The sequence below is a fragment of the Pseudomonas sp. 67(2021) genome, assembly GCF_017491835.1.
Taxonomy (GTDB): Bacteria; Pseudomonadota; Gammaproteobacteria; order Pseudomonadales; family Pseudomonadaceae; genus Aquipseudomonas; species Aquipseudomonas atacamensis.
In genome coordinates, this window is record NZ_JAFGYL010000011.1 from 39,090 (window position 1) to 51,333 (window position 12,244).

Sequence of the window (12,244 nt, forward strand, 5' to 3'; positions counted from 1 at the left end):
AGTACTTTAGTAGTTCGTTATGATAACTTCCGGGACTTTTTTTCTACCCTTGGCGAAGCCTGAAATACTACGTTCGACTGATATTTCGTTAATATTCCAATCTTTAAACTGATCTTTTATCGCTGTAATGCTCGCGTAGGATAAGAGTATTTTCACCCCTCTTTCTGATGCGCTTTCTAATGTTTGTCGCAGACGAATAATGTCTAATTCTTTAAAAGAGTTAGGTCCGTATTCTCCTCGATCACGGGACTCAGTCCCGGCGTAAGGCGGATCTAAATATATAAAGTCATCTGCCTTGGCGTTTCGAATGGTAAACTCAAAATCGCCATTATGAAACGTTGTATTTTTGATTTTTCTAGCGAACTCGATTATTTCTTCGTGGCTAGGCACTTCAGTTAGTTTGCTACCGAATGGAACATTAAATTGACCACTTTTGTTCGTCCGATATACGCCATTGAAGCAATGCCGATTAAGGAAGAAAAAACGTATTGCTTTATCGATGTCACAGAGCTGCGCGCCATCTAAAGAGCGAATTCGATAATATTCTTCTTTCGTTCGCGATATGGAGTGAATCCCTTTGGAGATCTCTTGCGGATGTTTTTTTACATTCTTGTAAAAATTTATCAAATCTTCATTAATGTCGCCCATTATTGATTTTTTTGGGCAAAGCCGCAGGAATAGGCTCATGGATCCACAGAATGGCTCTATGTACCGTTCAAACTTTGTTGGGCTATGTTCAGTAAGTAAGTGCAGAATCCGCGTTTTACTACCTGCCCAACGTATAAGTGGTCTGTTCTTAATCGTCACTTATTTCTAACAGCGTCCTGTAAATTTTTTTGAATGTATGTTGCATCGAGAAGTGGACTTTCTAGCATAACCATTATCGGTTCTCGATTGCTGAATTTATCCGCAACGAGCTATACCTTAACTTGGAATGAAAATAAAGAAAAATTCATTTTAGAATCTCGGCATGTTGCGCTGCATGGTGATCAGCTCCGCATTGGCTTTCCCAGCATCCATCCCTGTCCACCGAAACCAAACGACCGTCTCGGGCTGGGTTTGTCTGATGGCGTACCAATTTTCACTTCCTTTATATGTACAAAAAAGCCTCAGGCCATAGGCCTGAGGCTTTCTCGTTTGATTCATGGTGCACCAGGCGGGATTCGAACCCACGACCCCTGCCTTCGGAGGGCAGTACTCTATCCAGCTGAGCTACTGGTGCAGCGGGCGACATCATACCTAGGTCGGCTCGGGGCGTCCATGCCGGGTTTGGCGGGTTTTGTCAGTGTGCGTGTCGGTGCAAAATCGCTGCATTCCTTAAAGCGGTAACGTCCTGCAAAACCCTCGCTTGGCGCTTTGCCGGGGTTGATCTAAGGTTTTTCCTGCGGCAAGGGTTTTCGGTACGTTGATCTGAAAAGCGGCATTTTTGTTCTTTTTTTCGAACGACCTATTGTCCTTTACCCCCTTTGAACCTACGATCCGTTTGAGATTTCAAACGCTCTTTGGCGGGATGTTGCAGCGCAAGTGCGCCCGGTCGTGCACTGTTGATGCGCCACAATCCGCTCACTGATTTCCCTGACGGCAGCCTTGCGAGGCGCCTTTCTACAATCATAATTTGCTCCGCGCAGGCCGCGGTGCTGTTAAGGAAAGCCGACATGCAGCTTAAAGACACCCAGTTGTTCCGCCAGCAAGCCTTCATCGATGGCGCTTGGGTCGATGCCGACAACGGTCAGACGATCAAGGTCAACAACCCGGCCACCGGCGAAATCCTCGGCACCGTGCCGAAGATGGGCGCCGCTGAAACCCGCCGTGCCATTGAGGCTGCTGACAAAGCGCTGCCGGCCTGGCGTGCACTGACCGCCAAAGAGCGTGCCGGCAAGCTGCGTCGCTGGTTCGAACTGATGATCGAGAACCAGGACGACCTCGCGCGCCTGATGACCCTCGAGCAAGGCAAGCCGCTGGCCGAAGCCAAGGGCGAAATCGTTTACGCCGCATCGTTCATCGAGTGGTTCGCCGAAGAAGCCAAGCGCATCTACGGTGATGTGATTCCGGGCCATCAGCCGGACAAGCGCCTGATCGTCATCAAGCAGCCGATCGGCGTCACCGCCGCGATCACCCCGTGGAACTTCCCGGCGGCGATGATCACTCGTAAGGCCGGCCCGGCGCTGGCCGCCGGTTGCACCATGGTGCTCAAGCCAGCATCGCAAACTCCATTTTCCGCTTTCGCCCTGGCCGAACTGGCCCAGCGCGCGGGCATTCCTGCGGGCGTGTTCAGCGTGGTCTCCGGCAGCGCTGGCGACATCGGCAGCGAGCTGACCAGCAACCCGATCGTGCGCAAACTGTCCTTCACCGGCTCGACCGAAATCGGTCGCCAGTTGATGGCCGAATGCGCCAAGGACATCAAGAAAGTCTCGCTGGAACTGGGCGGCAACGCGCCGTTCATCGTGTTCGACGACGCCGATCTGGATAAGGCCGTCGAAGGCGCGATCATTTCCAAGTACCGCAACAACGGCCAGACCTGCGTCTGCGCCAACCGTCTGTACATTCAGGACGCGGTCTACGATGCGTTCGCCGAGAAGCTGAAAGTGGCGGTGGCCAAACTGAAGATCGGCAACGGTCTGGAAGACGGCACCACCACCGGCCCGCTGATCGACGAAAAAGCCGTGGCCAAGGTTCAGGAACACATCGCTGATGCCGTAAGCAAAGGCGCCACCGTACTGGCGGGCGGCAAGGCGATGGAAGGCAACTTCTTCGAGCCGACCATTCTGACCAACGTGCCGAAAAACGCGGCCGTGGCCAAGGAAGAAACCTTCGGTCCGCTGGCGCCGCTGTTCCGCTTCAAAGACGAAGCCGAAGTAATCGCCATGTCCAACGACACCGAATTCGGTCTGGCTTCTTACTTCTACGCGCGTGACCTCGGCCGTGTGTTCCGTGTCGCCGAAGCGCTGGAATACGGCATGGTGGGCGTCAACACTGGGCTGATCTCCAACGAAGTCGCGCCGTTTGGCGGCATCAAGGCTTCGGGCCTGGGCCGTGAAGGCTCCAAGTACGGCATCGAAGACTACCTGGAAATCAAATACCTCTGCCTGGGCATCTAAGCCGGGAAAGGGATCGCTGCAAACGCAAAGGGCACGAGAGCGCTGTCCCTTTGCGTCGTTTCAAACAGGAATTTTCTCTGCGGCCGGGAACGCCGTGGCAGTCGATCATCGCATGCTGCCACCGCCGATTCCTCCCGCTTCATCCTTGAACCACGCCGCCCGATGAGCGGCGAATGAGGACTGTAATGAGCAAGACTAACGCTGAACTGATGGCCCGCCGCACCAATGCCGTACCTCGTGGTGTTGGCCAGATTCACCCGATCTTCGCCGAGTCGGCAAAGAACGCCACCGTGACCGACGTTGAAGGTCGTGAGTTCATCGACTTCGCCGGCGGTATCGCTGTACTGAACACCGGCCACGTGCACCCGAAAATCATCGCCGCCGTGACTGAACAGCTGAACAAGCTGACCCACACCTGCTTCCAGGTGCTGGCCTACGAACCGTACGTTGAGCTGTGCGAAAAAATCAACGCCAAGGTGCCGGGTGATTTCGCCAAGAAAACCCTGCTGGTCACCACGGGTTCCGAAGCCGTCGAAAACGCCGTGAAGATCGCCCGTGCCGCCACTGGCCGCGCTGGCGTGATTGCCTTCACCGGCGCTTACCACGGTCGCACCATGATGACCCTGGGTTTGACCGGTAAAGTTGTGCCGTACTCGGCGGGCATGGGCCTGATGCCAGGCGGCATCTTCCGCGCGTTGTACCCGAACGAACTGCACGGCGTGAGCATCGACGATTCGATCGCTTCCATCGAGCGCATTTTCAAGAACGATGCCGAGCCGAAAGACATCGCTGCAATCATCATCGAGCCAGTGCAGGGCGAAGGTGGTTTCTACGTCGCGCCGAAGGAATTCATGAAGCGTCTGCGCGCTTTGTGCGACCAGCACGGCATTCTGCTGATTGCGGACGAAGTGCAGACCGGCGCTGGCCGTACCGGCACCTTCTTCGCCATGGAACAGATGGGCGTTGCCGCCGATCTGACCACTTTCGCCAAGTCTATCGCTGGCGGCTTCCCGCTGGCCGGCGTGTGCGGCAAGGCCGAGTACATGGACGCCATCGCTCCGGGCGGTCTGGGCGGCACCTACGCCGGTAGCCCGATCGCTTGCGCCGCTGCGCTGGCAGTCATGGAAGTGTTTGAAGAAGAGCAATTGCTGGACCGCTGCAAGGCTGTCGGCGAGCGCCTGGTCACCGGTTTGAAGGCGATTCAGGCCAAGTACCCGGTCATCGGTGAAGTGCGTGCGCTGGGCGCAATGATCGCGGTCGAGCTGTTCGAAAACGGCGACAGCCACAAGCCGAACCCGACTGCCGTGGCCGCTGTGGTGGCCAAGGCGCGTGACAAGGGCCTGATCCTGCTGTCCTGCGGCACTTACGGTAACGTGCTGCGTGTGCTGGTTCCGCTGACGTCGCCGGACGAGCAACTGGACAAAGGCCTGGCGATCATCGAAGAGTGCTTCTCTGAACTCTGATCCGCTCGTGTGACCCGCTCGACAAAAACCCGCTTCGGCGGGTTTTTTTCGTCCCTTGAAACACATCGGACGGGTTTGCGCTGTATCGAATCGCCAGCATTGGCTAAGGTTCAGACATTGCAAGGAGAGCGCGCATGACTGCCGTTGATTTACCCGCCGTACCCCGGGTGCTGATTGCCGAGGCTGATCCCTGGTCCCGTGACCTGCTCAAACAAGTGCTGCTCAATGTGCGCTGCGATGCGCGCCTGGATTTGTGTGCCGATGGCCAGCAGGCAATGTCGTTGCTCAGCGAGGTGCCCTATGACTTGGCCATCGTCGATTGGGAGCTGCCTGGCATCGATGGATTGCATGTGCTGCGCAGCGTCCGCCAGCGCAAACGCAATCCGCCGCTGCCGTTCATTCTGATGAGCAGCCGCAACGACAGCGCCAGCGTGCGCGAAGCGATTCCGCTGGCGCCGACGGCGTACCTGACCAAACCGTTGAACATGGAAGGCCTGACCGAGCGCTTGCAGGGGTTGCTGCTCAACGCTGGCGAAGCAGTGGTTTGCGAAATGCCGGCACTGGCGCCGGGCATGACCCTGTCGGTGTTCCTTGAACGGCGTCGCGAGCAGGCCGATGGCGCGCCGCTGATGACCGACGTGCAAGTGGCGGTCAAGCGCAGCCTCAATCCCGAGGGGCTGGACCTCAAGCTGCTGGAGGAAGAGGTCCGCACCGATCCGCAGATTACCGCCGTGCTGATCGCAGCCGCCAACAGTGCCGCGCAACACTACGGCGCGCCGGTGCAAACCCTGGCCCAGGCGCTGCACCGACTCGGCACCGGGCAGAGCATGAACCTGATTCTCGGCTTGGCGCTCAAACGTAGCGCGCGGCTCAGAGATCCATGCCTGGCGGATTACGCCGAGCGCTATTGGGGGCTGTCACTGCACACGGCGGAATACGCCCGCACGCTGGCGCGCCTGCTCGATCTCGATCAGGAGCGCTGCTATTGCGCGGGCATGCTGCATCGGCTCGGCGATCTGGCGCTGCTGCGCTGCTTGCAGGAATGGCAGCAAGCTGGCGGCGAACTGGACGAGTTGCAGGAGGTCGGTGAAGCGTTGGCGAAGTTTGGTGCCTCTTATGGCTCGGCATTGCGCACCCGCTGGCGTCTGCCGCTGGAGTTGCGCGAGTTGATTGCTTCGGCCTACCAGCTCGGTGGTGGCGTTTACAGTCGCGAGGCGCTGGTGATGCACATGGCCGCGCAGATGGCGCGGCTGACCGAGCATGAAGGCGTTGAGGAACTGGCGAAGAGCCGGACGGCGCGGTTGCTCAAGATCGGGCTGCCGGAGTTGATGCGGATGCGCAAATGACAGATCACCACATTCCGATGTGGGAGCGAGCCTGCTCGCGAAGGCGGCGTGTCATTCAGCTTTGAGTTCACTGACAGAACGCTTTCGCGAGCAGGCTCGCTCCCACAGGTACAGCACCAGGCGTGGAAACCGGGATCAGGCCGCAATGATCCGGTTCTTGCCCTGCCGTTTCGCCTCGTACATCGCCGCATCCGCGCGGGCGAACAGGCTGTCCAGGCTCTTGTCTTCGTCGGTGAGGTTGGTCAGACCCTGGCTAACGGTGATGCTGAATGCTTGGCCGTCGTGGTTAAAGCGCAGTCGCTGGATCTCCTGTTGCAGGCGCTCTGCCACTTGCACCGCCATCTCCGGCGCACAGCCGGGGAACACCGCGGCGAACTCCTCACCGCCAATCCGTCCGAACAGGTCGCCACGGCGCAATGAGCCGCGCCCGCATTCGGCGATCCGTTGCAGCACATTGTCGCCTTCGGGGTGGCCGTAGCTGTCGTTGATCACTTTGAAATCGTCGATGTCCAGCAGCAGGAAGGCCAGCGGTGTGCCTTGGCGGCGCGCCTCGGCGAACTCGCGGTGGGCGCATTCGAAGAAGTGGCGGCGGTTGCTGCTTTGCGTCAGCACATCGGTGGTGGCCAAGCGTTGCAGCTCGGTTTCCATGTGTTTTTTGTCGGTGATGTCTTCGGCGATGCCGACGATGATCACCGGCTGCCCGGGCTCGTCCTGGCGATTGATAAAGCATTTGTCGCTGAGCCAGCGCACCTGGCCATCGGCCGCGATGATGCGGTACTCGCGATCTTCCACCGCACCTCGGTGCAGGACTTCGGCGAGGCTCTGCTCGGCGTACTCCAGATCATCGGGGTAAATGCTGTCGCGCCATTGGTTGTAGTCCGCCAGCAGAAGCGCGGCGGAACGGCCGAAGATCCGTTCATAGGCCGGACTGACGTACAAAACCTGGCGGGTTTCCCAGTTGAAAGCCCAGAGCACGGCGTTGACGCTAACCAGCAGCGAACTGATCAATTGTTCGCGCTCGCTCAGGCGCGCGACTTCGCCCTGCGCATGCATCAGCGCCATCAGCGTTTGCGCGGCCTCTGGCCATTGGGTGTAGGTTGTGTCTTTCTGGTTGTTGTTGACCATCGGCACAAATCTCAAAGGGCGCGCCGCAATGTCGACAACGGCCACAGGACAGCCCGCCGGGATGGCGAAGTGTCTTTGAGATAGGGGATTTTCGGCGAAGTTCCCGGCCATTACCGAGTCCCGCCGGGCGGCGGGGTTAAGGAGGCGACGTGTGCAACGAGGCTGCGATCTTCGAGATCACAGCCTCATTGCCGGTCAGGCAGTCGCAGGACGCAGCGAGTAGGTTTTCAGCTGATCAGCAAAGTCACGCAACGACTGGATGCCACTGGCCTCGGCCTCGTGAATCCATTCCTTGATGGCAGCGAGCATGTCGTGGCCATTGGAACTGGTCTTGACCCAGATCTGCTGCAAAGCCAGGCGTTTCTCGTAGATCACTTTCAGCGCATGGCTGTGTTCGAGCATGGTCTGGATGCGCAAGTGATGACGGTCTTCCAGCAGGCTGGTTTCCCGCGACAGCAGGCGTTTGGCCCGGTGGAACTGGTGGCGCACCGAATGATCGACCTTGGCCAGCTCTTGCTTGACCAGCGGGCCGATCACCAATTTGCGGTACTGGGCCATGATCTGGAAGCGGTTGTTGAGGATCGCCATGGCGGTGTCCATGTCCAGGCTGCCCTTGCCTTCGACGCGGTGGGCAATCGGTGCGACCCGCTGCACCTTGGCCAGACGCAGGAAGCAGAAGACCTTGATCCACGCCCAGCCGAGGTCGAATTCCCACTTCTTCACCGACAGCTTGGCGGAGTTGGGGTAGGTGTGATGGTTGTTGTGCAGCTCTTCGCCGCCGATCAGGATGCCCCACGGCACCAGATTGGTCGCCGCGTCACGGCATTCGAAGTTGCGGTAGCCGACGGCATGGCCGAGGCCGTTGATCACGCCAGCGGCCCACACCGGAATCCACATCATCTGGATCGCCCAGATGGTGATGCCGATGGTGCCGAACAGCAGCAGGTCGATCACGCCCATGATCGCCACGCCCAGCAGCGGATAACGGCTGTAGAGGTTGCGTTCGATCCAGTCTTCCGGGCAGTTCTTGCCGTAGATACGCAAGGTTTCCGGGTTCTGCGCTTCGCTGCGATACAGCTCGGCACCGGTGCGCAGCACCGTGGACAGGCCCTTGATGACCGGGCTGTGCGGGTCATCCTCGGTTTCGCATTTGGCGTGGTGTTTGCGGTGGATGGCGGTCCACTCGCGGGTGTTCTGCGCCGTGGTCAGCCACAGCCAGAAACGGAAAAAGTGTTTCAGACCCGCATTCAGCTCGAGCGAGCGATGGGCCGAGTAACGGTGCAGATAGACCGTGACGGCAACAATCGTCACATGGGTCATCAGCAGGGTGACCGCGACCAGTGACCAGGCCGACAAGCCAAGAAAACCTTCGTACCACATAGGCTATAGGGCCCTCGATAAAGATAAAAACAGCCGTTGCATTATCACTAAGCACACAGATAAAACCAGTCGCCCTTTCAGATAAGAAGTCGCTGAATGTTTCTTGACCTATAATTCCAACCTTTTTGTAGGGACATGGACGACCGAATGTCTGCGACTTACCGCGATGCCTTGCGTGCAGCGCTGCTCTACCTCGTACTCGCCGCCGTGTGGCTGCAGGTTTCCGATCATTTATTAAGCAGATTCTTCGATGACTCCAGTGCGCTGGCCCGCTGGCAACTGATCAACGGTTATCTGCTGGCAACGATCAGCGCCGTGCTGATTTTCCTCGCACGGGCGCGGCTGTGCGGGTTTCTCGGCATCGGCGCGCATTTGCGCGAGCGCCACACCGACCGTGAGCGTCTGCGTCAGGCGGCCGCCGTGTTCGACTGCACCCGCGAAGGGGTGCTGGTTACCGACCACCGGGGCCTGATCGTCCACGTCAATCGCGCCTTTATCGAGATCACCGGTTATCGGCGCGACGAGGTCATCGGCCAGCAGCCCAGTCTGTTCAAGTCCGGCCATCATCCGCCGGGCTTCTATCAGGCGATGTTCGCTACCCTCGAGGCTGAAGGTGAATGGAGCGGCGAGATCTGGAACCGGCGCAAGACTGGCGAGATTTATCCACAGTGGCAAACCATCCGGGTGATTCACGATGATTCCGGACGGCTCAGCCATTACGTGGCGGTGTTCTCCGACATCAGTGCGATCAAGGATTCCGAGTCCGAGCTCAAACACCTGGCGCATCACGATCCGTTGACCGATCTGCCCAATCGCCTGCTGTTCAGCGACCGCGCCGAGCAGGCGTTGTCTTCCGCGCAGACACACAAGCGTGGCTGCGCGCTGCTGATGCTCGATCTGGATCATTTCAAGATGATCAACGACAGCCTCGGGCATAACGTCGGCGACCGATTGCTAAAAGCGGTGGCGACGCGTTTGCAGGAACTGTTCGGCCACGGCATTACCTTGGCGCGGCTCGGCGGTGACGAGTTCGCGGTGCTCGCGGAAAGTTGTCCACAGCCGGCCCAGGCTGCCGCGCTGGCGCAACGGACTCTGGACGCCTTGAAGGAGCCGGTGCTGGTAGATGGCAATCAACTGTTCATCAACGCCAGCATCGGCATCAGCCTGTTTCCCAGCGATGCCCTCAGCGCCGAGCAGTTGTTACGCAACGCCGACAGCGCGCTGTTCAAGGCCAAAAGCAGCGGACGCAATGGCTACGCGCTGTATACCGAAGAGCTGACCGCCCATGCCCAGCAACGGGTCGAAATCGCCTTCGAGCTGCGCCGTGCACTGGAGCAGGAGGAGTTGCGCGTCTACTACCAACCGGTGCATGACCTGCACAGCAGCCGTCTGATCGGCGTCGAGGCACTGGTGCGTTGGCAGCATCCACAGCGCGGTCTGGTGTCACCGGCAGAATTCATTCCGATTGCCGAGCGTACCGGGCTGATCGCCGAGATCGATGCGTGGGTGATGCAGCAGGCCTGCCGGCAGATGTGCCAATGGCAGCAGAGCGGCGTGGTGCTGGCGTTCGTCGCGGTGAATGTCTCCTCGCGGCTGTTTGCCCGACGTGAGCTTTACCAGCAGGTAGCGCAGGTGCTGCACGACACGGGGCTGGATCCGGCGTATCTGGAACTGGAAGTTACCGAAAGCGCGGTGATGGACGACCCGGAAGTGGCGCTGGAACAGATGTATCGCTTGCGCGAGCTGGGTGTGCGTCTGGCCATCGATGATTTCGGCACCGGCTATTCGTCGTTGCTGCGGCTCAAGCGCCTGCCGGTGCAGAAACTCAAGATTGATCAGGGCTTCGTCGCCGGGTTGCCGTGGGATGAGGATGACGTGGCGATTGTCCGGGTGATCATCGCGCTGGCGCGGAGCATGGGTATGCAGGTGCATGCCGAGGGGATCGAGCAGGCTGAGCAGGCGACATTCCTGTTGGCGCAGGAATGCGATCTGGGGCAGGGCTACTGGTTTGGGCGGCCGGTGTCTGCGGATCGGCTTGATTGGGCGAAAACGCCATTGATTGGCTGAATAGGCCTATATGGCTATCACCGACCTTGTGGTGAGGGGATTTATCCCCGTTGGGTCGCGTAGCGGCCCCAAGAAATGGGACTGCTACACAGTCCATCGGGGATAAATCCCCTCGCCACAAGTTCTCTTGACGATTTCAAATCAGCGCAAACCCCTTGCCGTCTCTCATATTATTTTCTGGTTATATAAACATTCTTAAATAGTCTTTTTAAGAATATCCATGCCTCTCTTATATTGCTCCCACGCCGAACGCAGTGCCGCCCACTGCCAGGCAAATCCCCTTCAAAGGAGCAGCACCATGAGCGCATCCCTTCGCAGTGTTGACGGTCAGGACGAAAGCACCATCTTGCGGGAAATCCAGAGCGCCCTGCGCGATCTGCGGTTCGGCGCGGTGGAGATCACTGTGCACAACGCGCAAGTCGTACAGATCGAACGCAAAGAGAAATTTCGTTTGCAGCAACCCGGTAAACAACCGGGCTGAAATCAAAAGATCGCAGCCTGCGGCGGCTCCTACAGGGGGCTGTGTGCAGGAGCTGGCGAAGGCGGCGATCTTTCAACGGGACCCGATTCCAGCAATACATAAGAACAAGCCACCACCAGGAATTCCAGGAGCTTTCACCATGTCGTCGATTCGCCGTTATGCTTTGGCCGCGCTGGCCAGTGCCGTGTTTGCCGGTTCCGCCGTTGCCAAGGATTACGAGCTGCTCAACGTGTCGTATGACCCGACGCGCGAGCTGTATCAGGAATACAACGCCGAATTCATCAAGTTCTGGCAGCAGGATCATGCCGGCGACACGGTGAAAATCCAGCAGTCCCACGGTGGCTCGGGCAAGCAGGGCCGTGCGGTGATCGATGGCCTGCGGGCTGACGTGGTGACCCTGGCCTTGGCTGGCGACATCGATGAAATCGCCAAGCTCGGCAAGAGCCTGCCCGCCGACTGGCAGAAGCGTCTGCCGGAAGCGAGCACGCCGTACACCTCGACCATCGTGTTCCTGGTGCGCAAGGGCAACCCGAAAGGCATCAAGGACTGGGGCGATCTGGTCAAGAACGATGTCTCGGTGATCACGCCAAACCCGAAAACCTCGGGCGGTGCGCGCTGGAACTTTCTCGCCGCGTGGGCCTATGGCCTGAAAGCCAACGGCGGTGATGAGGCCAAGGCGAAGGAATACGTACAAACCCTGTTCAAGCACGTGCCGATCCTCGACACCGGCGCCCGTGGTTCGACCATTACCTTCGTCAACAACGGTCAGGGCGACGTGTTGCTGGCCTGGGAAAACGAAGCGTTTCTGGCGCTGAAAGAAGACGGCGGCGCAGACAAGTTCGATATCGTCGTGCCGTCGCTGTCGATCCTCGCCGAACCACCCGTGGCGGTGGTCGACAAGAACGCCGAGAAGAAGGGCAACGCGCAGATCGCCGAAGCCTACCTCAAGCATCTGTACAGCCCGGCCGGCCAGGAAATCGCCGCGAAAAACTTCTATCGTCCACGTGACAAGGACGTAGCGGCCAAGTACGCCCAGCAGTTCCCGAAACTGGAACTGGTGACCATCGACAAGGACTTCGGCGGCTGGAAATCCGCGCAGCCGAAATTCTTCAACGACGGCGGCGTGTTCGACCAGATCTATCAGGCGCAGTAATCTGACTTCAGCCACACAGCAAGCCTGAAGCCAGGCGCGGCAAATGTGGGAGCGAGCCTGCTCGCGAAAGCGGAGTGTCAGACGACCTAGAGTTGATTGATACTTCCTCTTCGCGAGCAAGCTCGCTCTCA

9 protein-coding genes and 1 tRNA gene are annotated in these 12,244 nt (G+C 58.6%); 6 read left to right on the top strand and 4 right to left on the bottom strand.

The genetic code is table 11. The features are described from left to right. Positions 1-6: 6 nt before the first annotated feature. Together J5M66_RS15140 and J5M66_RS15145 are read right to left on the bottom strand one after the other, a co-directional pair. Positions 7-807: a Dam family site-specific DNA-(adenine-N6)-methyltransferase gene (locus tag J5M66_RS15140; RefSeq protein ID WP_207808062.1), complete on the bottom strand. Its 801-nt coding sequence runs from the start codon at positions 805-807 to the stop codon at positions 7-9. Positions 808-1,145: 338 nt separating this feature from the next. Then, positions 1,146-1,222 (bottom strand) — tRNA-Arg (locus tag J5M66_RS15145). A 433-nt stretch (positions 1,223-1,655) separates the two neighbouring features. On the opposite strand from J5M66_RS15145, the gene gabD reads away from it, so the two are divergent. The 3 genes from gabD (at position 1,656) to J5M66_RS15160 (ending at position 5,907) form a co-directional block, all read left to right on the top strand. Next, on the top strand, positions 1,656-3,098 hold the full coding sequence (gene gabD, locus J5M66_RS15150; protein ID WP_024011131.1) for an NADP-dependent succinate-semialdehyde dehydrogenase: 1,443 nt from the start codon (positions 1,656-1,658) through the stop codon (positions 3,096-3,098). 185 nt (positions 3,099-3,283) lie between these two features. Then, entirely contained in the window at positions 3,284-4,561 is a 1,278-nt protein-coding gene (gabT, locus tag J5M66_RS15155) for a 4-aminobutyrate--2-oxoglutarate transaminase (RefSeq protein WP_016772251.1), read from the top strand. A 134-nt stretch (positions 4,562-4,695) separates the two neighbouring features. Further along, positions 4,696-5,907: a response regulator gene (locus tag J5M66_RS15160; protein ID WP_136494185.1), complete on the top strand. Its 1,212-nt coding sequence runs from the start codon at positions 4,696-4,698 to the stop codon at positions 5,905-5,907. A 135-nt stretch (positions 5,908-6,042) separates the two neighbouring features. On the opposite strand, the gene J5M66_RS15165 is transcribed toward J5M66_RS15160, so the two are convergent. Together J5M66_RS15165 and desA are read right to left on the bottom strand one after the other, a co-directional pair. After that, on the bottom strand, positions 6,043-7,032 hold the full coding sequence (locus J5M66_RS15165) for a sensor domain-containing diguanylate cyclase (RefSeq protein WP_130902991.1): 990 nt from the start codon (positions 7,030-7,032) through the stop codon (positions 6,043-6,045). Positions 7,033-7,227: 195 nt separating this feature from the next. Continuing rightward, positions 7,228-8,412 (bottom strand): delta-9 fatty acid desaturase DesA, encoded by a 1,185-nt coding sequence (gene desA / locus J5M66_RS15170; RefSeq protein WP_071174023.1) that lies wholly within the window; start codon positions 8,410-8,412, stop codon positions 7,228-7,230. Positions 8,413-8,559: 147 nt separating this feature from the next. Here desA and dibA point away from each other — a divergent pair, with 147 nt between their 5' ends. From dibA to J5M66_RS15185, 3 genes are all read left to right on the top strand, one after another. Beyond that, entirely contained in the window at positions 8,560-10,479 is a 1,920-nt protein-coding gene (gene dibA, locus J5M66_RS15175) for a phosphodiesterase DibA (protein ID WP_207808061.1), read from the top strand. Between the two features lie 298 nt (positions 10,480-10,777). Then, positions 10,778-10,960, top strand: a complete 183-nt coding sequence (gene oscA / locus J5M66_RS15180) for a sulfur starvation response protein OscA (protein ID WP_007917682.1) — start codon at positions 10,778-10,780, stop codon at positions 10,958-10,960. A gap of 139 nt (positions 10,961-11,099) precedes the next feature. Continuing rightward, on the top strand, positions 11,100-12,113 hold the full coding sequence (locus J5M66_RS15185) for a sulfate ABC transporter substrate-binding protein (protein WP_024011134.1): 1,014 nt from the start codon (positions 11,100-11,102) through the stop codon (positions 12,111-12,113). Positions 12,114-12,244 lie beyond the last annotated feature (131 nt).

Bases quoted from the DNA above. Each gene is read 5' to 3' on its own strand.
- gabD (WP_024011131.1), top strand. From the start codon at position 1,656: ATGCAGCTTAAAGACACCCAGTTGTTCCGCCAGCAAGCCTTCATCGAT.
- gabT (WP_016772251.1), top strand. From the start codon at position 3,284: ATGAGCAAGACTAACGCTGAACTGATGGCCCGCCGCACCAATGCCGTA.
- J5M66_RS15160 (WP_136494185.1), top strand. From the start codon at position 4,696: ATGACTGCCGTTGATTTACCCGCCGTACCCCGGGTGCTGATTGCCGAG.
- J5M66_RS15165 (WP_130902991.1), bottom strand. From the start codon at position 7,032: ATGGTCAACAACAACCAGAAAGACACAACCTACACCCAATGGCCAGAG.
- desA (WP_071174023.1), bottom strand. From the start codon at position 8,412: ATGTGGTACGAAGGTTTTCTTGGCTTGTCGGCCTGGTCACTGGTCGCG.
- dibA (WP_207808061.1), top strand. From the start codon at position 8,560: ATGTCTGCGACTTACCGCGATGCCTTGCGTGCAGCGCTGCTCTACCTC.
- oscA (WP_007917682.1), top strand. From the start codon at position 10,778: ATGAGCGCATCCCTTCGCAGTGTTGACGGTCAGGACGAAAGCACCATC.
- J5M66_RS15185 (WP_024011134.1), top strand. From the start codon at position 11,100: ATGTCGTCGATTCGCCGTTATGCTTTGGCCGCGCTGGCCAGTGCCGTG.